Genomic DNA, 22,214 nt, shown 5'->3' with positions numbered 1-22,214 from the left:
CTCGGGTCGATACACCGCAGCGGAAAGGGGGGAGGGAGCGGGAGTTACTGGGTGGCGAGGGGGAGTCCGCCGAGCGTCTTCGCCGGACCGCCACCGGAGTTCAGGCCCTCCACGGTGTCCGTGGCGGTGTTGAGGACCGAGTTCTTGTTCTCGGTGTCGAGCATGTTCGTGCTCACCGGCTTGGTGTCGAGCAGGGACTGGCCGGCAAGGGTCTCAAGTCCGCCGTTCAGGCTGGTGGGCGTCAGGCCGCCGGCGAACGCGGGCGCGGCGGAACCGGCGATGGCGATCGAACCGGCAAGGACAGCGGCAGCCTTCAGGGCCTTCATCATGTTCCTTTCTTTGGCAACTCGTGTCGCCTATGGGAGCACCGTTCAGGCATCGTTATGCCTGTCGTCTCACTTCACCGGGACTAACGAGACAAGGCCGGTACGGAAACCCCTGGCCCGCAAACTTCCCCGAACCCACGTGAATGAGGAACACACGCGAAACGGCCGCCCCCGCTTTTGCGGGGACGGCCGTCAGGTCAGACGACGCGTCAGTCGTTGACGCACGTGTTGCCGAACGCCGGGTTCAGCAGACCGATGACGTTGATGGAGTTGCCGCAGACGTTCACGGGGATGTGGACCGGCACCTGGAGGGCGTTGCCCGAGATCACACCGGGGGAGTTGGTGGCGGCGCCCTGCGCGCCGGCGTCGGCGGCAGCGACACCCGCGCTTCCGGCCACGGCGGCGGCGGCAACGGCGGACAGGGCGAGAGCCTTGGTGGTACGCGACATGGAGTGCTGCTCCTTGGTAAGGGTGCGACGTACGGGCCGGGTGCCCGTATACAGGGATCAACTGCCGAGCCGGACGCCGAGTTGTGCGCCCAGACGAGTGATGTGCGGCGGGCCCCCACGCGCGCGATCGCCGATTCACCATGCCCTTCACCGATCCGACACACGTACGCAGGTTGACGGATCGGCCTCTCGCAGCCGCTACAGTTGCCCTTCTATTTAGGGCATTTCAGTCATACGCGCCAGATTCGCGTAAATGATGCGAACCTCTCATCTCCGCTGTGGTCAGAGCTCTTCACACGTCGGAAGGCCAACGCCGTCATGCCACGGATCCTGCACGTCAGCCAGCCCGTGGACGGAGGCGTGGCGCGGGTCGTCACCGATCTGGCCGTCGCCCAGGCGGCAGCGGGGATGGACGTCCACGTGGCCTGTCCGGGCGAAGGGCCTCTGCCACGGGCGCTGGCCGCCGCCGATGGCGGGGTGCGCGGGCATCCCTGGGCGGCGTCACGCTCCCCCGGCCCCCGGCTGCGCGTCGAGGTGGCGGAGCTGCGCCGCGTCGTCGACGCCGTCGGGCCCACCCTCGTCCACGCCCACAGCGCCAAGGCCGGGCTCGCCGCGCGGATCGCCTTGCGCGGGCGGATCCCGACCGTCTTCCAGCCGCACGCCTGGTCCTTCGAAGCGGTCGGCGGGAGCACCGCGCTGCTGGCCCGGCTCTGGGAGCGCCGCGCGGCCCGCTGGACGGACCGCATCGTCTGCGTCAGCGAGGCCGAACGGGCCAGGGGCCGCCGCGCGGGCATCACCGGTTCCTACACGGTCGTCCATAACGGAGTGGACGTGGACCACTTCTCGCCCCGCGCCCCACGGGAGGCCCGCGACCGGCTGCTGCCCGGCCCCTTCGCCCGCGCCCCCCTCGTGGTGTGCGTGGGCAGGCTGTGCCGGCAGAAGGGGCAGGACGTCCTGCTCAGGGCGTGGGCGTCGGTCACCGCGCGGGTGCCGGGAGCGCGCCTGGTGCTGGTGGGGGACGGCCCTGACGCGGCCCGGCTGCGCGAAGGGGCTGACGCGTCCGTGACGTTCGCCGGGGCGGCCGGCGACGCCGCCGACTGGTACCGGGCGGCCGACGTGGTGGTGCTGCCCTCCCGGTGGGAGGGCATGGCCCTGGCGCCGCTGGAGGCCATGGCCTGCGCTCGGCCCGTGGTCGTCACCGACGTGGACGGCGCACGGGAGAGCCTGCCGCGGGCCGGCCGCGCCCACGGCCTCGTACCGCCGGAGGACCCCGCCGCGCTGGCCCGGGCCCTGGTCGCCCTGCTGCGGGACGGAGACCTGCGCGACGCGCTCGGCCGGCGGGGCCGGCGGCATGTCCTGGACCACCACGACGCGCGGCGCGCCGCGGACGCGATCGACGTGGTGTACCGCGAGCTTCTGGGCGTGGCGCCCACCAAGTACAGGGAGTGCACCACCACGTGAGTGCGGAACGAACCGTTGCCTCCTCGTCAGGTCCGACACGGCAGGACACCACGTCACGGCAGGACACCCACGCCTCGCCCGGAAACCTCGTCATCGCCCCACGGGGAGCGAAGGGTTCGCGGGCCGGGGCACGCGCGCGGCGCCCGTCCCGCCACCGCCGCTCGGTCGCCGCCCTGGTGGCCGTCGACTCCGCCGCCGCACTGCTCGCCCTGCTCGCGCTCGACGAGCCGAGCCGGTACGCCGCCCTGGCACCCCTCCTGCTCGCCGCCGTCCTCACCCTGAACGCGCAAGGGCGCCTGTACGCGTACACGGCACTGCCCGCCACCCTCGACGAGGTCCCCGCGCTGAGCGGGCGGATCGCGCTCGGCCTCGCCCTCACCATCGCTCTCGCCCCCGCCCTGCCCGCCCCCGTGCCCCCGATCCCGCTGTCGGACCTGGCCACCGTGGGCGCCGCCCAGTGTCTGCTCGTCGTCGGCGGGCGCGCCCTGGTGCACTGGCAGCGGCGGGCGGACGCCCTGCGCAGACCCCGGCCGGTGCTGGTGCTCGGCCCCCGCGCCGAGGCGCGGGCCGTGGCGGCGGCCCTGTTGCGGCGCCCCCGCTGCGGCATGCGGCCCGTGGGCCTGGTGAGCGAGGCCGACCAGCAGGGCCAGGGGTCCGCTCCCGAACTGCCGGTGCTCGGCACGGAGGACGAACTCCATCGGGCGGTGATCCAGAACGACGTACGGGCCGTGCTGCTGCTCCCCGGCGGCGGACCCGGGCTCGCGGGCCTGCTGCCGGTGCTGACCGGCCTCGGCTGCGACCTCTGGGAGACCGGCCCGCGCCACGCCGAACTCGGCCCGGCCCGGGAGGGGGCCCACCGGTACGTGGCCGGGTTCTCCTGCCGGCCGCTGACGGTCGCCGGGCCCCGCGGGACGAGCGTGGGCAAACGGCTGCTGGACATCACGGTCGCCGGGGTACTGCTGCTGGTGGCCGCGCCGGTGCTGGCGGGCTGCGCGCTGGTGCTGCGGGCCGTGGAAGGACCCGGCGTGATCTTCCGTCAGGAGCGCGTCGGCAAGGACGGGCGCCTGTTCACCCTGCTGAAGTTCCGTACCCACCGGCCGGCCGACCCGCAGGAGTCGGCGACGCGGTGGACCGTCGCCGACGAGCAGCGGATGAACGCCTTCTGCCGCTTCCTGCGCAGCACCTCGCTGGACGAACTGCCGCAGCTGTGGAACGTCCTGCGCGGCGACATGAGCCTGGTCGGGCCGCGCCCCGAACGCCCCTTCTTCGTCGCGCAGTTCAGTCAGACCTATCCGGACTACGCGCGACGGCACCGGATGCCGACCGGCATCACCGGGCTCGCCCAGATCCACGGCCTGCGCGGGGACACCTCCATCGAGGACCGGTGCCGCTTCGACAACGCCTACATCGACAGCTGGTCCTTCTGGCAGGACCTCTGCATCCTGCTGCGCACCCTCGGCTGCCTGCTGCGGCGCACGGGGAGCTGACACGGTGACCCCACGCGATGCCGTCCCGCGCGAACTGCGGCGCGCCGCGCCCGTCCTGCCGGTCGTCCTGATCATCGCGCTGCTCGCCCTGCCGATGCCGGCCGGCGGCGAGGCGTCCGGCGCGGAGACCGGGACCGGCACGCTCGCCGACGCGGTCTCCGCCCTGGTCGTCGGCGCCTGCGTCGTCCACCTGGCGCGGACCGGGCGGCGCCCGCTGAGCCGGACCGCCGCGGTCCTCCTCGGGCTGCCGGTCGTCGGCATCACCGCGGCCGCCTTCGGCGCCTCCTCCGCGGCGACCGGTGTCGCCGGGGCCGCGCGCTACCTCCAGATCTTCGTGCTGGTACCGGCGGCCGTGCTGATCCTCGTCCGCGACGCGCGCCACTTCCGCCTGCTCGCCTGGTCGTTCGTGGCGCTGGCCCTGTGGCAGGGCGCCATCGGCGTACAGCAGAACCTGACGGGCACCGGGGCCTCGTACATGGGCGAGGACATCCGGGCCGTCGGCACCTTCGGTTCCACGGACGTCATGGGGATGGCGACCGTCGTGTCGTACGGGCTCGTCTGCGCCCTCGCACTCGCCTTCCGTCCGCACGCGCCACGACAGCGCGCGGCGGCGGCCGGGTGCGCGGCCCTGCTGGCCGTGCCGCTCGCCCTGTCGTTCAGCCGCGGGGCGTGGATCGCCACCGCGGTGGCCTGCCTCGCCGTCCTGCTGCTCGCCGGGGCGCGCCGGGCGGGCACGGTCCTGCTGGCGGGGGGCGCGGCGGCCGTGGTGCTGGTCGCGGGGCTCGGGGTGGGCTCCGCGATGCTCCAGGAACGGCTCAGCAGCATCACGCAGGTCACGGACACCCCCGATCAGTCGGTCACTGACCGGTACACGATGTGGGCGGCCTCTGCGGACATGTGGCGGGAGCGGCCGGTGACCGGCGTGGGCCTGAAGGGCTTCCCCGAACACCGCGACAAGCACGCCTCGCTGGCCCTGTCCTCCGGCAGCGACACGGCCGGAGCGGGCAGCGGCTTCGTCCGCCAGCCGCTGCTGTCCCCGCACAACATGTACCTGCTCGTCCTCGGCGAACAGGGGCTGCTCGGCCTCGCCACCCTCGCCGGGGGCTGGGCGGCGCTCCTGGTGTGCGGACTGCTCCGGTGGAAGCGCGGGTGCGCGCGGCCGGGCGGGCGCGAGGGGCCCGAGCTGGACTGCGCGCTGGTCGCCTGCGGACTGCTGATCTGGCAGCTGACCGACTTCGTGTACGCGGACATCGGCGGGCCCTCCACCGTCCTGACGGCGGTGGCCTTCGGCATCGCCGCGTGGTGGGCGGTCGGCTCGCGCGGGCCGGCGGGAGAGGCGGGTGCGCGATGACGACCGTGCCGCCCGCGGTGGTCCCGGAGACCGCGCCGCCCGCCGAAGCGCGCGCGGGAGCGCCGTCCGAGAAGACCGGCGGCTCGTTCCTCGCCAAGGCCGCGCTGGTCACCGCCGCGCTGTCGGTGGCGGGTTCGCTCCTCGGCCTCGTGCGCGACCAGGCGCTCGCGCACTTCTTCGGCGCCGGTACCGACACCGACGCCTTCCTGGTCGCCTGGACGATCCCGGAGCTGGCCGCGACGCTGCTCATCGAGGACGGCCTGGCCTTCTTCCTCGTCCCCGCGTTCAGCCTGGCCCTGGCCCGCCGCGCGGCCGACCCCGCCACCGACCCCGTACGCGACCTCGTCCGCGCGTCGCTGCCGCGGATGTCGCTGTGGTTCGCCGCGGCGGCGCTCGCGCTCATGGCGGCGGCGCCGTACGTGGTGGCCGCGCTCGCGCCGGGGCTGCCCGATCCGCGGCGGGCGGTGGACTGTACGCGGCTGACCGCCACCTGCGCCTTCACCTTCGGGCTCACCGGTTATTGCAGCGCGGCGCTGCGGGCACACCAGCGGTTCGTCGCCCCGGCGACCGTGTACGTCGCCTACAACGCGGCCATCATCACCGCCCTGTTCGTCCTCGCGGCGCCCTGGGGCGTACGGGCCGCGGCGGCGGGCGTAGCGGTGGGCGGCGCCCTCATGGTGGTCGTACAGGCGCCCTCCCTGTGGCGGCAGTTGCGGCGCGGGCCCGGCGCGGCGGCCGCGAAGGGCACGGCAGCTGACAGGACGCTCCAGACGGCGATCATCTGGACGGTCCTGCTGTTCGCGCTCTGCCGCCAGTCGCAGGTCCTCATCGAGCGGTTCCTGGCCTCGTCACTGCCCGCCGGAGCCATCTCGCACCTGAACTACGCGCAGAAGGTCGCGCAGATGCCGATGGTCCTCTCCCTCATGCTGTGCACCGTCACCTTCCCCACGGTCGCCCGCGCGCTGGCCGCCGGTGAGACGGAACGGGCCAGGGACCGCGTGGAGCGCGACCTCGTCCTCGCGGGCTGCGTGGTGCTGTGCGGCACGGCCGCGGTCGTCGCCGCCGCGCCCGCGCTCATCGAACTGCTCTTCCAGCGCGGCGCCTTCACCGCGGGCGACACCGCCACCACGGCGTCCGTCATGCGGGTGTACGCGCTGGGCCTGCTGGGACACACGCTGGTGGGCGCGCTCGCCCGCGCCCACTTCGCCGTCGCCCGCACCACCTGGATCCCGCTCTTCTCGATGGCCGTCGGCATCGTCATGACCGCCGGGATCGGCTTCCTGAGCGTCGGTACCTGGGGCGTCCACGGCATCGCCGCCGCGAACGCCACCGGCATCTGCGTCACCGCGCTGCTCCTGCTGCGCGGTCTCGGCCCGCGCACCGTGCCCATCAGGACGCGGGCGGTCGCCGGGCAGCTGGGCCGCCTGACGCTCGCCGCGGTCGGCGCGGCGGCCCTGGGCGGCCTGTGCGCGGAAGGGACCGGGCAGCCCGCCCTCGCCGTCCTGGCCGGCTGCTCGGTCGTCACCGTCTCCTTCGTGCTGTTCGGGCTGCTCCTGGGCGCGCAGCCCTGGCCGTCCGCCCTTCGCTCCGTCAGAGGAAAGGTCCGTCATGTCCGTTGACCTCACCCCGTCCTCCCCGTCCTCCCCGTCCTCCCCGTCCGCGGAGCCCTTCCTTCGCCCCGGGCCGCCCCGCACGCGCGCGTGGATCGCGATGTACCACTCCGTCGCCGACCCCACCGACGACCCGTACCGCATCACCGTCTCCCCCGACCGCCTCGCCGCACAGCTGCGGTGGCTGCGCCGCCGGGGCCTGCGCGGGGTGTCGATGCGCCAGCTCCTGGACGCGTGCGCGCGGGGCCAGGAGCGCGACCTGGTGGGGCTCACCTTCGACGACGGCTACCGCGACTTCGTCGACGAGGCCGTCCCGCTGCTGCGGAGCCACGACTGCTCCGCCACCCTTTTCGTCCTGCCGGGCCGCCTCGACGGCGACAACGCCTGGGACCCGCTGGGCCCCCGCAAGCCGCTCCTGGGCGCCGCCGGCATCCGCCGCGCCGCCGAGTACGGCATGGAGATCGCCTCGCACGGCCTGACCCACGTCGACCTCACCCAAGCCGACGACCGGCTCCTGCGCCGCGAGGTCAGCGACAGCCGTGCGGCCCTGGCCGAGCTGACCGGCACCGACGTGCAGGGCTTCTGCTACCCCTACGGCCACGTCGACGAGCGGGTGACGGCCGCCGTACGGGACGCCGGATACCGCTACGCCTGCGCGATCTCCCCCGGCCCCCTCTCCGGAGTCCTCGCGCTGCCCCGCGTCCACATCGGCCAGAGCGACACGGCCCCGCGCCTGCGGCTGAAGCTGTGGACCAACCGGCTGCGGCACCGCACCCTGGACCGCGTGGCGGTCGCCCCGGCGGTCACCTCGGCGGTCACCGGATGAAGGTCCTGCACATCATCACCGGCCTCGGCGTGGGCGGCGCCGAGCTGCAACTGCGCCTGATGCTGCGCCACTTGCCCGCCGACTGCGACGTGGTCACGCTGACCGACGCGGGCACCGTGGCGCGGGGCATCGTCGCCGACGGCACCCAGGTGACCGACCTCGGCATGTCGGGCAACCGCGATGTCGCGGCGCTGCCCCGCCTCGCCCGGCTCATCAAGGCGGGGCGGTACGACGTGGTCCACACCCACCTGTACCGCGCCTGCCTGTACGGGCGGATCGCGGCCCGCATGGCCGGGGTGCGGGCCGTGGTGGCCACGGAGCACTCGCTGGGCGACTCGCAGATGGAGGGCCGCCCGCTGACGGCCGGTGTCCGCGCGCTGTACCTCGCCGGGGAGCGGCTCGGGCGGATGACGGTCGCCGTCTCCCCCGCCGTCGGACAGCGCCTGAACCGCTGGGGAGTGCCCCGTCAGCGCATCCGGGTGGTGCCGAACGGCATCGACCTGGACCGCTTCCGGTTCGACCCGGCGGCCCGCGTCCGCACGCGGCGCCGGCTCGGGCTGCCCGATTCCGCGTTCGTCGTCGGGGGTGTGGGCCGGCTGACCGACGGCAAGCGTTTCGACGTACTCCTGCACGCGGCCTCCCAACTCCCCGAGGACGTGGCTGTCCTGCTGGTCGGTACCGGTCCGCGGGAGCAGGAGCTGAGGCGGCTGGCCCACCGGCTGGGTCTGGCCGACCGGGTGCGCTTCGCCGGGGAGGCCGCCCACGAGGAGGGCGGCGGCGCCGACGGTGTACCGGGCCTGCCCTCGCTGCTGTCCGCGATGGACGCCCTGGCCTCCCCCTCCCCCGAGGAGGCGTTCGGGCTCGCGCTCGTGGAGGGCCTGGCCTGCGGGCTTCCGGTGATCTACGCGTCGTGCCCCGCCGTGGACGGCTTCCCGGCCGGGGCGCGGGCGGACGCCTCGTACTGCCCGAGCGACGCGGACTCCTTCGCGCAGGGCCTGTACGGCCTGCGCACCGCCCTCCTGCCGCGCCGCCCCGCACCGGCCGCGGTGCGGCACTACTGCATCACCCGCAGCGCCGAGCGACTGATGCGTGTCTACGCCTCCGTCGTCCCCGGCCCGACCCCGGAGGTGAACCCCCGATGAGCGACTCCGCGAACGAGCGCCCGCGTACCGACGCCTGGCGTGCCCGCGTCGCGCGGCTGCCCCGCTGGTGGCCGCTGCCGGCCTGCGCGGCCCTCGGCGTCCTGGCCGGTGCCGGGTACGGTCTGCTCCAGACGCCGCAGTACACCGCCACGAGTTACGTCGTCGCCGTACCGCAGGCCAAGTCGGACCCGGCCGCGGCGCTCGGGTTCGCCCAGGCCTACGGACGGGTGGCGACGCAGCTGGCCGTGCTGGGCGACGCGCAGGTGGCGGCGGGCGTGTCGGCCACGGAGCTGCGGGACAGCGTCCAGGTGGCCACCTCCCCCGACGCGCCGATGATCGCGATCTCCGCGCGCTCCGCCCGGCCCTCGGCCGCCGCCGTCACCGCCGACGCGGTGGCCCGCTCCCTCTCCAGGAGCGCCAACCACTCCAAGGACAGCACCCAGGTCAGACTCCTGACGTTCTCCCGCGCGCTGGAGCCCGACGCGCCGTCCTCGCTCTCCACCGGCGTGACGACCCTGGTGGGCGGATGCGCGGGCGGCCTGCTCGGCGGCCTCGCCCTCCTCGTACGCCCACGGGGCCGCGCGGAGGCGGCCGGCGCGGCCTCCGTTCCCGGCCCCACGTCCGGCCCCGTGTCCGGCCCCACGTCCGCCCTCGCCAGAAGCGCCGCCCCGTGAGCACGGCGACGGGCACGGGCCTCCTCGTCAGGACGCGGTTGTGCGTGGACGAGAGGGAGTTCGAGGCGCTGGCCGAGCCGTGGGGGCGGCTGCACCGGGCCTGCGAGGCGGCCACGCCCTTCCAGAGCCACGCGTGGCTGTCCTCCTGGTGGCGGTCCTACGGGCGGCCCGGGCGGCTGCGGGTGCTCCTGGTCCGGCAGGGGGACCGGCTGATCGCCGCGGCTCCGCTGATGCGGGTGCACCGTCCGCTCCCGGCGCTGAAGCCGCTCGGCGGGCCGATCTCCGACTTCGCGGACGTCCTGGTGGACGGCGCGGCGCGCGAGGCCGCCACCGAGGCGCTGGTGGCCGGGCTCACCGAGCTGGCCGGGACCGCGCTGATCGACTTCGGGGAGGTACGCCCGGGCGCCTGCGTCGAGGGCGTCCACGCACGCTGGCCGGGGCCGAAGCGGACGCTGGCCGACTCGCCGTGCCTGGAGCTGCCCGCACTGCCCATGGAGGAGCTGCTCAAGCGGCTGCCGACGTCGCGGGCCCAGCGCACCCGGGCCAAGATGCGCAAGCTGACCAAGCTGGGCGTGGAGAGCCGCATCGTGCCCGCCGACGAGGTGGACGCCTCGGTGCGTACCCTGCTGCGCCTGCACCAGTTGCAGTGGCGCGGCCGGAAGGTGACCTCCGAGCATCTTCGGCCGCGGTTCCGTGAGCACCTGCTGCGCTCGATGCGGCCGATGGTCGCGGCCGGCGAAGCGGTCATGACCGAGTTCCGCCTGGACGGCGAGGTGGTGGCCGCCGATCTGACCCTGCTCTCGGGGACGCTGGCCGGCGGCTATCTGTACGGCGCCCATCCGCGGCTGCGGGAGCGCAAGGTGGACGTGGCCACGATGCTCCTGGACGCGTGCACCCGCCACACCGGCGGCGAGCAGCGGCGCGCCCTGAGCCTCCTGCGCGGCGACGAGCCGTACAAGCACCACTGGCGCCCCGAGCCGGTCACCAACCAGCGCTTCCTGCTGGCCCGCAGGCGCACGGCCCCCCTGCTCCGCGCGGCGGTCTGGGACGCCTCCGCCCGGCGGTGGACGAAGGAGCGGGTGCGCGAACGCCGCGAGGCACGGCGCGGGGACGGGGCCGCCACCACGTGACGGCCCGCACCCCGTGACGGCTCAGGAGCGGTCCGTCCCCTTCCACCAGTCGAACCGCAGGCACAGCTTCCCGCCCAGCCAGTGCTCCGCCCAGTCGCCGAGGTCCACCGGCGAACACCCGGGCGGCAGCGCCGGTGCGGTCGGCACGCTCGGGGTGCCGTCACGGCCGGAGAGCAGATCGCGGTAGACCTTCGAGGCCGCCGGATTCTCCTTGCACTGCCACACGCCGTGCGGGCAGTAGTCGGTCACCGTGTTGTAGAGCGGCTTCTTCTCGTCCATCCACTTCAGCATGCGGCGCATGTACTCTTCGTTGTCGCCGTTGCGGAAAAGTCCCCATTCGGGATAAGAAATGGGTTTCTTGTGGGCCGCCGCGAAATCGACGTGCTGCTGGAGTCCGTACGGCTCCGCCACCTGTTCGTCGAACGACATTCCGCGCGGCTGGTCGTACGAGTCCATGCCGATGATGTCGACGACATCGTCACCGGGATAGCACTGCGTCCACGGAACGGCGTCACGCCCCCTGCTGGGCGTGAAGTCGAACTGGAACTTCTGCCCGGCCACCGACCGCATCGTGGTGACGATCCTGCTCCAGTACTTCTTCCAGGACTCCGGGTCCGGGCCGCAGCGATGGGTGTAGGTCGTGCCGTTCATCTCCCAGCCCGGCACGATCACCGTGTCGGGCACGCCGAGGTCGACCAGGCGTTCGGCGAGCGCCCGGAAGTGGTGGTCGAAGCGGCCGTCGGCGCCCTGCCGCAGCAGCCCGGCGACTTCGTCGTCGTCGAGGCCTTCCTCGTTGCGTTCGAGCATCGGGACGTTCAGGACGAAGAGCCTGTCGTCCTTCTCCTTGCGCCACGTGGCCCAGGCGTCCAGGAAGCCGGGAGCGCCCTCGATGTTGCTCCACAGGTCACCGGGGAGGTAGGTGTGCCCGACCCGCAGCTCGGCCCCGCCGAGCCACTGGCTGAGTTCGTCGATGCGCCGCACCCCGGGGGGCCCGTAGTGGAGGTACGCGCCGAAGGCGGGCGCCTTCCCCGGAGCGGCGGGAGCGGGGGCGGGGGCAGAGTCGGGGGCGGGGTCGGGAGAGGCCGCCGGGGCCACCGGGCCGACCGATGCCATGGGGGCACCGGGAGCCGCGGGAGCCGACGGCAGGGCACCCGGCGGATCACCGTCGCGCACGACGCCCGCCGTGTATCCGGGCGCCGATACGAGAACCACCGCCGACACCACCCCGACAGCGATGAAGGAAAGCCGTTTACCGTGCCGCCGACGCCCCGCACCCGTCCTCGCACCCATAACCGCTCCTCTTTCTCGACCACCACCCATGACACTTCGTCATATGTATTCCTATTACGCCAATCGAGTTTCTAATCCCGCGATCCGCCACACCGCCCATATGGGCCGCGCTGATCGGGTGGAACCGCGGCCGGGCAAAGGCGTGGCACGCACGCGTGCGGCCCGGCACCCCTAGGCTCGCCTCAGGTGACGCGGAGACGGCACCCGGCCCGGCTTCCGTGTATGCGATGGTCCACCGAAGCCGGGCCACCAAGTACCGACCCTCAATTACCGGTCCTCAAGTACCGGACCTCAAAAACCGGCTCTCTTATGAGTGACACGGCGGGCGAACGGGTGAACCTCGTCCGCCGCACGGCCCGTCAGGTGATGCACTGGACGGGCTTCACGGGACAGGCCGGGTCGCTTCCCGCCAGCCGTCGGCAGCCATGCCGTGGGTGAGCGACATCCCCGCAGCGGGCCGGTCGTCCACCGTCCGCCGCCTCGGCTCCGCGATTCCTCGGGGCGTACGCGCCCGGCACCACGCGTCAGAGCCTTGGCCGCCAAGGACCGGTTGAGCCCCGCTACCCGGCAGGTAGCGGGGCTCGACCGGTTTTCGTACGGCTGTCAGCGGCGGCCCGGGGCGGTGCGTCCGCGCCGGTAGAGGATCGCGCCACCGAGCAGCAGGCCGGTGCTCGCGGCCGCCGTCCCCAGCAGCGCTCCGTCCATGCCCGTCTCGGCGAGCCCGGTCTGCGCGTTCGCCGCGTCTGCCGCGTCCGCCGCGTACGCCGGGTGCGCCGGGTTGTCGGCCCGGGGCGACTGCGGGGCGTGCCCCGGCGGTACGGGCGCGGGCCCGGCTCCGGGGTCTTGCGGCTCGTGTTCGCCGGGACGGTGACCGGGCCGCTCCGGCACGAACGGCGGGCGCACCGCGGGAGGTTCGGGCGACTGGCCGCCGCAGTGGTTGCTCATGGCGGGCGAGGCGGCGGCGACACCGTCCACGGTGTTGCCGCAGACGTTCACCGGGACCGAGACCGGCGCCTTCACACTGTTGCCGGAGAGCGCTCCGGGTGAGTTGGTGACATCGCCGCGGGCGGCGGCACCTGAGGAGTGCCCGGCGGAGTCATGACGCCCCTGGGCCGTGGATGAACTCCGCGCGGTGCGCGAGGAGTCGTGGCGGTGCCCGGCCGAAGAGGGGGTGGTGGCGCACTTGTTGCCGGTGGCCGGGTTGAGGGCGGCCACGCCGTTCACGGAGTTGCCGCAGACGTTCACCGGCACTTCCAGCGGCGCCTGCACGCTGTTGCCCGACAGCACACCGGGTGAGCCCGAAGCCTGTCCGCTCGCCTCGGAGTCGGCGAACGCGGCGGTGCCGGACAGGGACAGGATGCTCGTGGCGGCCGCGGCGGAGAGCATTCCTTTGCTGAGGGCCTGTCGCAATCTAGTGGTCTTTCTCTGTGCGATGGGGAGCCGGCCCCGGAGCCGGTGGGCTTCCGGGGCCGGCCAAGACACAGCTGGAGCAGCTGAGTCGCTACGTCAGTCGTTGACGCAGGTGTTGCCGAATGCCGGGTTCAGCAGACCGATGATGTCGACGGTGTTGCCGCACAGGTTGATCGGAACGTGGATGGGAACCTGAACCACGTTGCCGGAGATGACACCCGGGGAGTTGGAGGCCGCGCCCGAGGCCCCGGCGTCGGCGAACGCCGGAGCGCCCACGCCCAGGACCATGACCGCACCGGCGATGAGCGTCACGCTCTTCTTGAGCTTCACAGCTTTTCCCTTCTTTCGGGCCACGCCTAAACGGCGGCCGGGGCCGGGCGGGGAGTTCCTGTTCCCGCACCGTGACCTGAGCCCTGCTTAACGAGTGATAAGCGCAGAGGAAACCGAGGTGTTGACGTTCCTCGGAAATTCACTCGACTGCGAATCCGAGCAGCGAGAATCCCGGATTCGGCGGTGGAACAAACAAAGCTCGGGCCGCCCACCGTGAAGAGCGGGCGGCCCGAGCGGGCCCTACGACGTGACGGATCAGCCGTTGCCGCCGCCGTTGCCGGCGAGGACCGAGATGTCGTCCAGGATGTGCGACAGCGGCTCGTCGCCCTTCGCCTGGGTCGAGTTCTCGGTGCACTGCTGGGTCTGCGGCGCGGACAGGATCGGGATGTCCTGGATGCCGACGTTGACGAGAGCGACGATGTTCTGAATGTTGAGCTTGGCCGGGAGCCCGATGCAGGGCTTGTTCAGCGAGCCCTGGACAAGGGAGAGCTGCGGGCTCATGTCACCCTTGGTGGCAGAGTTGCCGAACGACTGCTGGGCGCCGTTGCCGCTCATCGACTGGGTGCCGGTGTCGTCACCGATCGCCATCGCGGGGGAGCCGATACCGGCCACGGACACGGCGACCGCGGCTGCTGCCGTTGCCATTGCCTTCTTAAGCATTTGCGGTTCCTTTTCTGGGGCAGACGGTCACGTTACTGCGGCCTGCTCAACTCCCCACCCCACGTTTAGTTCCGCGCATTCACTCCATCGGATCTTTTGGTGGCTCCGCGACGACGGATCGCTCATAGAACAGGCCCCGCAGAAATGACGGTCCGATTATTCGCAGATCGGCGATTCACACCCGTCGAGAGACCGCGCATTGGGCCATCGGAGTGAATTTCAGCAACCCCTTCCATCCTGCGCAGTTGCTCAGGGTGCTCCGAGGACGGGGCTAACTCAGAGAGGAACGTCTGTGATCAAGAAGGTTATGGCCGCAACTGCGGTCACGGCTTCCGTCGTCGGCATGTCAGCCGCCGCCGCGCCCACGGCCCTCGCCATCGGCAACGACGGCGGCACCGAGACGATGAGCGGCAACCACGCCGTGCAGTCGTTCGGCAACTCGGCCACGCACGGCAACATGAGCCCGCAGATGGCGCTCATTCAGGGCTCGTTCAACAAGCCCTGTATCGCTCTGCCGGCCAAGCTCAACCTCCAGAACATCGTCGGTCTGGTCAACGTCGGCATCCAGGACATCCCGATCCTGTCCGCGCCGCAGACCCAGCAGTGCACCGAGAACTCGACCCAGGCGAAGGGCGACGAGCCGCTGTCGCACATCCTGGACGACATCTCGGTCCTCGCCGGGAACGGCGTCCGCAACCGCTGACACCGACCACAGAAAAGCGGGCCGCCGGCTTCCTCCTCGGCGGCCCGCTTCTCCGTGCTCAGTTCCGGGGCGGCCATTCATAGTTCCTCGCCGAGAGTGGGTGCGCCTCTCGTCTTCGTTCCCAGGAACTGGCATTCAGCACACTTATCCACCGAATGGGCCAATCGCCGCAACTCGCGCCTTGTCACTGAGTTGATGACCATGCGGCTCCGGAGTGGAGCCTCACTCGAAGGGAACCCCTCACCATGAAGAAGCTGCTCGCAACAGCCGCCATCGCGCTGTCCGCCGCCGGAATGTCCGCCAGCGCGGTTCCGCAGGCGATGGCCACCGGCAATGACTCGGGCACCGAATCCCTCAGCGGCAACGGCGCCAAGCAGTCGTTCGGCAACTCCGCCACCCAGGGCCGGATGAGCCCGCAGATGACCCTGGCCCAGGGCTCGCTGAACAAGCTCTGTGTCGGCCTCCCGGTCAAGGGCAACATCCAGAACATCGTCGCCCTCGTCAACGTCGGCATCCAGGACATCCCGATCCTCTCGGCGCCGCAGACCCAGCAGTGCACCGAGAACTCGACGCAGGCCAAGGGCGACGAGCCGCTGTCGCACATCCTGTCCGACATCTCGGCCCTCTCCGCCAACGGTGTCGCCAACCACTGAACCTGAGTTCCGACAGGGGCCGGCCGGACACCGGCCGGCCCCTGTGGCTCGTACGGCTCCGGAAGGCCTCTGATGCAGCGAATCGTTAAGGCCGGTCTCACGGCGGCGGTGGCCGCCGTCTCGGCCCTTGCTCCCGTGGCGGCGACCGCCGCCGAACGGCCCGAGGTGACCCTGGACGGAACGGCCCGGCTCGGCCAGCGTCCGTCGGCCGCGGTCCTCTCCGGCACCTACGCGTGCCGGGGCTTGCAGGGCTCCGTACAGCTGATGGTCTCCCTGCGGACCCGGCGCGACCGCACGCCGAGCCCGGCCGAGACCCAGGCGATGAAGCAGCTCTTCGGGCCGTCCACGCCCACCAAGCTGTCGAGCGTCACCACCCAGGCCCGCACCGTCGAAGTGACCTGTGACGGCAGTGACACGGTCCGCCCCTGGACGCGCTCCTTCCGCGGGGAGTGGGCGAAGAACAGCACCGCGCAGGCGGCCGTGACCATGGCCTCCATCGACCTGCCCACCCTCAAGATGACCCGGCACGCCACCGCCTCGCGCACGGTGACGTTCTCCTAGCGGCAGCGGTCCGGGCCGCTGTCCCGCCGCCCACTGATCCCCCACGCCCCGTTCCGCTAGCCGGTCCGTGCTGCGACCATGCGGAGTCCGGGATGCAGGGGGAGTCGTCCTCAGTGGGGGCGGGGCGGGAGGCGTACATGGCAGAGGTGTTCCTGCGGCGGCTGAGCCGTTGGCAGGCGGAGCAGCAGCGCGCTTCCGTCGCCAACCTCTACGTCGAGGCCTATCGGGGCATGGCCGGCGCCGAGTACCGCGACCGGCAGGGTTTTCTGCGGCGCTTCGAACGCGATGTCCAGCAGCCCGACTTCGACATGGTCGTCGCCGACTCGGGCGGTCTCGTCGGCTGCCTCTACGGCCACCGCGCCGCCCCCACCGGCGAGTGGTGGGAGGGGTTCCGCGGCATCCTGCCGGCCGGCATCGAGGAACAGACCGCCTCGGGGCGGGTGTTCCTGCTGAGCGAGCTGATGGTGGCGCCCGCGCACCGCGGGACGGGCGTCGCCACCCGGCTGCGGACGCTGCTCCTGACCCGGCACGCCGCAGACGCCGTCGTCGCCGTCATCAAGCGGGACGACGATCAGGGGCGGGAGGTCCTGCGGGCCTGGGACTGGACGAAACTGGGTGAGTTCGACCCCGGGCGCGAGGGGTGGCTGCGGCCGCCCTCGCCGTTGCCGTAAGTCTCTGGAGCGCCTCTGCCCGGGGTCTTCGCGCGGGGTGCGTTCAGACCTTGCTCGCCTTCAGGGAGTACATGAGCGGGACGCGGGGGCGGTCCTCGGGGAAGCGGTAGGCGCCGTCCCGGATCTCCAGCGCGCCGAAGCGGCGGTAGAGCGTCATGTCGTGTTCGCGCAGGAAGTCGATGCGCAGGCCCGCCGCGGCGAGCGCGGAGACGACCTCGCCGATGGGGTGCTGCCACTCCACCGAGCGGTTGTGGACGGTGGGCGTGTCCGAGTCCACGTACCCGGCGGGGTCCTCCTCGACCCAGGCCTCGCGCGCGAAGTAGTCGTGCTCCAGGCGGGAGCCCGTGGCGTCGTCCAGGATGTCGGTGAGCGGATGGAACTCGGCGAGGTAGAGGAACCCGCCGGGGGCGACGAGCGAGGCGGCGGTCTCCGCCCAGCGCTGGATGTCGGGAAGCCAGCAGAGCGCGCCCACTCCGGTGTAGACGATGTCGTACGAGGGGTCGGGGACCACCTGCGCCGCGTCGTACACGTCCGCGGCGACGAACGTGGCCTGCTCCGGGGTGAGGCCCAGCTCGGCCGCGAAGTCACGGGCCGCCTCGACGGCGGGCTCGGAGAAGTCGAGGCCCACGACGCGTGAGGCGCCGTGCCGCGCCCAGGACAGCGTGTCCATGCCGACGTGGCACTGGAGGTGCAGCAGCGACTTGCCGCGTACGTCACCCACTTCCGCGCGCTCGAAGTCGCGCAGGGCGTCCTTGCCGGCGCGGAAGGAGGCGACGTCGTAGAAGTCGCTCGCGAGGTGGATCGGGACGCGTTCGTCCCAGCGTTTTCGGTTGGTTTCGAGCCAGTCCGTGGGGGTGGTGGAGTACATGGTCGGAAAGTTATCCACAGGGTGGGGACCCTCGCCAGCGAATTGTGGGCGGGTGCGGGCACTATGGGGGGCATGAGCGAGACGGGTGCCGAGAAGGCCACGGGGTCAAAGTCCATGCCGGACTGGGAGAAGCGTTTCAGGGCGCCGCGGGTGTCGCTGCCGGACTGGGCGGAGGACGCGCCGCAGCGCTCCTTGTTCGTGTCGAACGCGACGGGGACGTACGAGCTGTACGCGTGGGACAGGACGACGGGCGCCCAGCGCCAGGTCACCGACCGGCCGAACGGGACGACGGACGGCGTGCTGTCACCCGACGGCGAGTGGATCTGGTGGTTCAACGACAAGGACGGCGACGAGTTCGGCGTATGGCTGCGCCAGCCGTTCGCGGGAGGGCCGGACGAGCCCGCGGTGCCGGGTCTTGAGGGTTCGTACCCGGCGGGGCTCGCTCTCGGCAGGGACGGCAGGACGGTGGTCGTCGGCCGCTCCACGGACGAGGACGGTTCGACGATCCATGTCGTGGGTCAGGACGGCGCGGGCGGCCGGGGCGCGGAGCCGGTCGAGGTGTACCGCCACCGCGAGTCGGCGGGCGTCGGTGACCTCTCCCACGACGGCACGCTGATCGCCGTGGAGCACACGGAGCACGGCGACGCGATGCACTCCGCGCTCCGCGTGATCAGGCCGGACGGCTCCACGGTCGCCGAGCTGGACGACACCGAGGGCGGCACGGTCGAGCTGGGCCTGGAGGTGCTCGGCTTCGCGCCGGTCGACGGGGACACGCGGCTGCTGGTCGGGCACCAGCGGCGCGGCCGCTGGGAGCCGATGCTGTGGGACGTCGCGACGGGCGAGGAGAGCGACCTCGTGCTCGGGCTGCCGGGCGACGTGAGCGCCGAGTGGTATCCGGACGGCTCCGCGCTGCTGATCGCGCACGGCTTCGAGGCGCGGGGCGAGCTGTTCCGCTACGACCTGGCCTCGCGGGAGCTGGTGCGCATCGAGACGCCCGCGGGCTCGGTGTCGGGCGCGACCGCGCGGCCCGACGGCTCCGTGGAGTACATGTGGTCGTCGGCGGCCGAGCCGCCGGTGGTGCGGTCCACCTCGGGTGGCGTGGTGCTGGACCCGCCCGGCATGCAGGCGCCGCGGTCCGTGCCGGTGGAGGACGTGTGGGTGGAGGGTCCTGGCGGCCGCATCCACGCCCTCGTGCAGAAGCCCGCGGGCGCCTCTGGGCCGCTGCCCACCGTCTTCGAGGTGCACGGCGGGCCCACCTGGCACGACAGCGACTCCTTCGCGGCGGGCCCGGCGGCCTGGGTCGACCACGGCTACGCGGTGGTGCGGGTCAACTACCGCGGCTCGACGGGTTACGGCCGGGAGTGGACGGACGCGCTCAAGCACCGCGTGGGCCTCATCGAGCTGGAGGACATCGCGGCGGTCCGCGAGTGGGCCGTCGCCTCGGGCCTCGCCGACCCCGACCGGCTGGTCCTCGCGGGCGGCTCCTGGGGCGGGTACCTCACGCTGCTGGGGCTCGGCACGCAGCCCGAGGCGTGGGCGGTGGGCCTGGCGGCGGTGCCCGTCGCGGACTACGTGACGGCGTACCACGACGAGATGGAGGCCCTCAAGGCGATGGACCGCACGCTGCTGGGCGGCACCCCGGAGGAGGTCCCGGAGCGCTTCGCCGCGTCGTCCCCCCTGACGTACGTGGACCAGGTCAAGGCCCCCGTCTACATCTCGGCGGGTGTCAACGACCCGCGCTGCCCGATCCGCCAGATCGACAACTACGTGGACCGGCTGGTCGCGCGGGGCGCGGTGCACGAGGTGTACCGGTACGACGCCGGGCACGGGTCGCTCGTCGTGGACGAGCGGATCAAGCAGGTCGCCCTGGAGCTGGACTTCGCGGCGCGGCACCTGGCGGGGGGTGGCGCCTAGCGGCTCGCCGGGGCCCCGTACCGTGGGAGTGTGTACCGGTTTCTGCTGACGCCCCGATGGTGGGGGATCAACGTCTTCGTCGTGCTGGCCATCCCCTTCTGCGTCTTCATGGGGTCCTGGCAGCTCGGCCGCTTCGAGGACCGCGTGCAGGACCACGAGTCCGCCAAGGAGCAGGCCGAGGAGCAGCGGGGCGCGCGCGGCCGGGACGCCGGGGCCCGGCCTCTCGACGCCCTGCTGCCCGTCGACAAGGAGACCTCGGGCGAGCTGGCCACGGCCACCGGCCGGTACGGCGAGCAACTCCTCGTGCCGGACCGGGAGTTGGGTGACAAGCGCGGCTTCTATGTGCTGACCCTGCTGCGCACGGACAGCGGGAAGTCGCTGCCCGTGGTCCGCGGCTGGCTTCCCGGTGACGCGAGCGCCGCCAAGGCCCCGGCCGCCCCCAAGGGCGAGGTCACCGTCAAGGGCGCCCTCCAGGCCTCCGAGAGCCCCGGCTCCAACGGGGTGAGCGCGGCGGGCGGACTCCCCAAGGGTCAGCTGGGCGCGATCAGCTCGGCCTCGCTGGTCAATCTCGTACGCGACGACGTGTACGACGCCTGGGTCACCCTCGACAAGGGCGACTCCGGTATGAAGGCGGTCCCGGCGACCGCGCCGAACAACACCGGCCTGGATCTGAAGGCCTTCCAGAACCTCGGCTACACCGGTGAGTGGTTCGTCTTCGCGGGCTTCGTCGTCTTCATGTGGTTCCGCCTGTTCCGCCGCGAGGCGGAGGTCGCCCGCGACGCGCGGCTGGGGCTGGCTCCCTAGACCTGGGCCCCTGCGGACCTGGGACCCTAAGGGCCTAGGACGCGGGCAGGATGCCGGTGCGGTAGATCGTGCCCGCGCACGCGTTGGAGACCGTCGTCGCCGCCGAGGGGGCGCCCGACTCCGCGGTCAGGGAGATGACGACGCTGCCGTCGGCCACTCCGCCGTCCGTCCGCTCCAGCTGGGGTGCCGTGCCGTCGGTCGTGCCGCCCTCCGTGGTGCCGCCGCCGCTGTCGGTGGGTGTGGGGTTGGGGGTGGGTTCGTTGCCGCCGTCCGTGGGGCACGTCTCCGAGGGCACCCAGGCGAAGCGCACCTCGTAGGCCGTGCCGGGTTGCAGGACGAGGGGGCTCGCCTCCAGCGAGGGATCGGGCAGGGCGCCCGCGGCGTCGCCCGCCGTGTGGTCCACCACCGTGATCTTCGCGGGGTCGGCCGCGCCCTGCGCCGTGGTGCTGACCGCGCCCGCGGCCTCGACCGTGCAGCTGCTGCCGGAGACGTTGGTGACGCGGAAGCTGCCGTACACCTTGTTGTCGGCGTCCGCCGGGCCCGCGGTGCCCGTGGCGCTGAGCTGGGCCGCGGAGCAGGCGGGCGAGGTGGCGGCTTCGGAGGCGCCGGGGTCGGGTGATCCCGTACCGCCGCCGCCCGTGCCGCCCTTGCCCTTGCCGTCCTTCTTGCCCTTCTTGTCCTTCTTGCCCTTCTCCTTGGACTTGCCGGGCTTGCGGTCGGCGTCCTTCCGACCGGAGTCGGGGCCCTTGCCCTGACCGGAGCCGCCCTGCGCCTCCTGGCTGTTGCCCGCGATCGAGGGGCGGTCGTCCGAGCCGCCCCGGGAGTTGGTGACGTGCACCAGGGCGGGGACCGCCGTGCCGATGAAGAGGGCCGCGGCGGCGAGGCCGACGACGGCCTGGCGCTTGCGGGCCCTGCGGGCGGGGACCGCGTGCCGCAGGTGTTCGAGGGAGCGCTCGCTCGGCTCGATCTCCTCGACGGCCCGCCGCATCATGCGCCGGAGCGCCAGCTCGTCGGAGCCCAGCTCGCCGGGTTCGTCCTCGGGGCCGTGGTTCACGTTTCCGTTCCCGCCATGCTGCTCAAGTCCGCCCTGCTCATCACGCTTGCGCTCACTCATGCCGGCGCCTCCATGGCGACCCTCAGGGCCGCGATGCCGCGCGAGCCGTACGCCTTCACCGAGCCCAGGGATATGCCCAGGGTCTCGGCGACCTGCGCCTCGGTCATATCGGCGAAGTAGCGCAGCACGAGGACCTCGCGCTGGCGTCGCTGGAGGCCCTTCATCGCCTTGATCAGCTCGTCGCGCTCCAGCTGGTCATAGGCCCCCTCCTCGGCGCTCGCCATGTCCGGCATCGGCTTGGAGAGCAGCTTCAGCCCGAGGATGCGCCGCCGCAGGGCGGACCGTGAGAGGTTCACCACGGTCTGCCGCAGATAGGCGAGCGTCTTCTCCGGGTCCCGCACCCGCTTGCGCGCGGAGTGGACCCGGATGAACGCCTCCTGCACCACGTCCTCGCAGGACGCCGTGTCGTCCAGGAGCAGCGCGGCGAGGCCGAGCAGCGACCGGTAGTGGGCGCGGTAGGTCTCGGTGAGGTGGTCGACAGTGGTGCCGGCGGTCATCGTGTCGTCAGCGCCCTCGCGCTGCGCCGGAAGAGAGGCGGCCCGCGCTGCGGGCATGGGCGCGATCACCGGCATGCCGCCGGCCGCGCGGGTACGACGAGGGGGACGCAGCGCTGCCGCGCCTCTCGCCTGTACCGCTGTGAAGTCGAGTACCTCTGCCACGCCTGTTGGACACGCTTCCCCCCGTCAGGGTTGTACGCATCCGGCATCGCGTTTGCGGCGCGTCGCGCGGGCACCGCTCGTGACGATGCATCAAATGCCCCCATGCGTACCAGCTCTTCCC

The 22,214-nt window shown here is 72.5% G+C and carries 23 protein-coding genes; 14 read left to right on the top strand and 9 right to left on the bottom strand.

The annotated features are described in order from the left end of the window. Positions 1-44: 44 nt before the first annotated feature. Together CP975_RS18785 and CP975_RS18780 are read right to left on the bottom strand one after the other, a co-directional pair. Positions 45-326 (bottom strand): hypothetical protein, encoded by a 282-nt coding sequence (locus tag CP975_RS18785; RefSeq protein ID WP_055536456.1) that lies wholly within the window; start codon positions 324-326, stop codon positions 45-47. A gap of 209 nt (positions 327-535) precedes the next feature. Then, complete coding sequence (locus CP975_RS18780) at positions 536-775, bottom strand: chaplin (protein ID WP_030781990.1); 240 nt, start codon at positions 773-775, stop codon at positions 536-538. A gap of 318 nt (positions 776-1,093) precedes the next feature. On the opposite strand from CP975_RS18780, the gene CP975_RS18775 reads away from it, so the two are divergent. From CP975_RS18775 to CP975_RS18740, 8 genes are all read left to right on the top strand, one after another. Then, entirely contained in the window at positions 1,094-2,236 is a 1,143-nt protein-coding gene (locus CP975_RS18775) for a glycosyltransferase (RefSeq protein ID WP_150477139.1), read from the top strand. After that, positions 2,233-3,723, top strand: a complete 1,491-nt coding sequence (locus CP975_RS18770; protein ID WP_150477138.1) for an exopolysaccharide biosynthesis polyprenyl glycosylphosphotransferase — start codon at positions 2,233-2,235, stop codon at positions 3,721-3,723. The genes CP975_RS18775 and CP975_RS18770 overlap by 4 nt, the downstream gene beginning before the upstream one ends. 4 nt (positions 3,724-3,727) lie before the next feature. Next, the gene (locus CP975_RS18765) at positions 3,728-5,074 is read left to right on the top strand and encodes an O-antigen ligase family protein (protein ID WP_055533669.1); all 1,347 of its coding nucleotides are present in this window, start codon (positions 3,728-3,730) and stop codon (positions 5,072-5,074) included. Then, complete coding sequence (locus CP975_RS18760; RefSeq protein WP_055533671.1) at positions 5,071-6,693, top strand: lipid II flippase MurJ; 1,623 nt, start codon at positions 5,071-5,073, stop codon at positions 6,691-6,693. Before CP975_RS18765 ends, CP975_RS18760 begins: the two co-directional genes overlap by 4 nt. Positions 6,694-6,784: 91 nt before the next feature. Beyond that, positions 6,785-7,510 carry a polysaccharide deacetylase family protein gene (locus tag CP975_RS18755; RefSeq protein WP_055533691.1) on the top strand — a complete coding sequence of 242 codons (726 nt, stop codon included), beginning with the start codon at positions 6,785-6,787 and terminating at the stop codon, positions 7,508-7,510. Further along, positions 7,507-8,652, top strand: a complete 1,146-nt coding sequence (locus CP975_RS18750) for a glycosyltransferase (protein ID WP_055533683.1) — start codon at positions 7,507-7,509, stop codon at positions 8,650-8,652. The genes CP975_RS18755 and CP975_RS18750 overlap by 4 nt, the downstream gene beginning before the upstream one ends. Further along, positions 8,649-9,326 carry a YveK family protein gene (locus CP975_RS18745; RefSeq protein WP_055533685.1) on the top strand — a complete coding sequence of 226 codons (678 nt, stop codon included), beginning with the start codon at positions 8,649-8,651 and terminating at the stop codon, positions 9,324-9,326. The genes CP975_RS18750 and CP975_RS18745 overlap by 4 nt, the downstream gene beginning before the upstream one ends. After that, entirely contained in the window at positions 9,323-10,456 is a 1,134-nt protein-coding gene (locus CP975_RS18740; protein ID WP_055533687.1) for a GNAT family N-acetyltransferase, read from the top strand. The genes CP975_RS18745 and CP975_RS18740 overlap by 4 nt, the downstream gene beginning before the upstream one ends. Before the next feature lie 21 nt (positions 10,457-10,477). Here the strand turns inward: CP975_RS18740 and CP975_RS18735 are convergent, their stop codons facing one another. The 4 genes from CP975_RS18735 to CP975_RS18720 form a co-directional block, all read right to left on the bottom strand. Then, positions 10,478-11,746, bottom strand: a complete 1,269-nt coding sequence (locus tag CP975_RS18735; RefSeq protein ID WP_150477136.1) for a glycoside hydrolase family 26 protein — start codon at positions 11,744-11,746, stop codon at positions 10,478-10,480. A 603-nt stretch (positions 11,747-12,349) separates the two neighbouring features. Then, positions 12,350-13,156: a chaplin gene (locus tag CP975_RS18730; RefSeq protein WP_150477135.1), complete on the bottom strand. Its 807-nt coding sequence runs from the start codon at positions 13,154-13,156 to the stop codon at positions 12,350-12,352. A gap of 96 nt (positions 13,157-13,252) precedes the next feature. Continuing rightward, entirely contained in the window at positions 13,253-13,444 is a 192-nt protein-coding gene (locus CP975_RS18725) for a chaplin (protein ID WP_055533964.1), read from the bottom strand. Between the two features lie 297 nt (positions 13,445-13,741). Beyond that, a complete protein-coding gene (locus CP975_RS18720; protein WP_055533962.1) occupies positions 13,742-14,146 on the bottom strand; it encodes a rodlin in 405 nt (134 codons plus the stop codon). A 292-nt stretch (positions 14,147-14,438) separates the two neighbouring features. On the opposite strand from CP975_RS18720, the gene CP975_RS18715 reads away from it, so the two are divergent. The 4 genes from CP975_RS18715 to CP975_RS18700 all read left to right on the top strand — a co-directional run bounded on the left by CP975_RS18715 (position 14,439) and on the right by CP975_RS18700 (position 16,734). Then, the gene (locus tag CP975_RS18715) at positions 14,439-14,849 is read left to right on the top strand and encodes a rodlin (RefSeq protein WP_055533963.1); all 411 of its coding nucleotides are present in this window, start codon (positions 14,439-14,441) and stop codon (positions 14,847-14,849) included. A gap of 245 nt (positions 14,850-15,094) precedes the next feature. Next, positions 15,095-15,502 carry a rodlin gene (locus CP975_RS18710; RefSeq protein ID WP_150477134.1) on the top strand — a complete coding sequence of 136 codons (408 nt, stop codon included), beginning with the start codon at positions 15,095-15,097 and terminating at the stop codon, positions 15,500-15,502. Between the two features lie 72 nt (positions 15,503-15,574). After that, the gene (locus CP975_RS18705; protein WP_150477133.1) at positions 15,575-16,063 is read left to right on the top strand and encodes a hypothetical protein; all 489 of its coding nucleotides are present in this window, start codon (positions 15,575-15,577) and stop codon (positions 16,061-16,063) included. Between the two features lie 137 nt (positions 16,064-16,200). After that, positions 16,201-16,734, top strand: a complete 534-nt coding sequence (locus CP975_RS18700; RefSeq protein WP_055534960.1) for a GNAT family N-acetyltransferase — start codon at positions 16,201-16,203, stop codon at positions 16,732-16,734. A 43-nt stretch (positions 16,735-16,777) separates the two neighbouring features. Here the strand turns inward: CP975_RS18700 and CP975_RS18695 are convergent, their stop codons facing one another. Next, the gene (locus CP975_RS18695) at positions 16,778-17,602 is read right to left on the bottom strand and encodes a class I SAM-dependent methyltransferase (RefSeq protein WP_055534961.1); all 825 of its coding nucleotides are present in this window, start codon (positions 17,600-17,602) and stop codon (positions 16,778-16,780) included. Positions 17,603-17,674: 72 nt separating this feature from the next. Here CP975_RS18695 and CP975_RS18690 point away from each other — a divergent pair, with 72 nt between their 5' ends. Both CP975_RS18690 and CP975_RS18685 read left to right on the top strand, forming a co-directional pair. Continuing rightward, on the top strand, positions 17,675-19,516 hold the full coding sequence (locus CP975_RS18690) for a S9 family peptidase (protein ID WP_055534962.1): 1,842 nt from the start codon (positions 17,675-17,677) through the stop codon (positions 19,514-19,516). A 30-nt stretch (positions 19,517-19,546) separates the two neighbouring features. Beyond that, the gene (locus CP975_RS18685; RefSeq protein WP_055534963.1) at positions 19,547-20,320 is read left to right on the top strand and encodes an SURF1 family protein; all 774 of its coding nucleotides are present in this window, start codon (positions 19,547-19,549) and stop codon (positions 20,318-20,320) included. Positions 20,321-20,354: 34 nt separating this feature from the next. Here the strand turns inward: CP975_RS18685 and CP975_RS18680 are convergent, their stop codons facing one another. After that, positions 20,355-21,434, bottom strand: a complete 1,080-nt coding sequence (locus CP975_RS18680) for a hypothetical protein (RefSeq protein WP_246201550.1) — start codon at positions 21,432-21,434, stop codon at positions 20,355-20,357. Beyond that, a complete protein-coding gene (locus CP975_RS18675) occupies positions 21,431-22,006 on the bottom strand; it encodes a SigE family RNA polymerase sigma factor (protein ID WP_030781922.1) in 576 nt (191 codons plus the stop codon). The genes CP975_RS18680 and CP975_RS18675 overlap by 4 nt, the downstream gene beginning before the upstream one ends. Positions 22,007-22,214 lie beyond the last annotated feature (208 nt).

The organism is Streptomyces alboniger (assembly GCF_008704395.1).
In the GTDB taxonomy this organism is placed as follows: domain Bacteria; phylum Actinomycetota; class Actinomycetes; order Streptomycetales; family Streptomycetaceae; genus Streptomyces; species Streptomyces alboniger.
The sequence above is the reverse complement of the archived record's forward strand: the minus strand, read 5'-3'. Positions and strand labels throughout refer to the sequence as shown.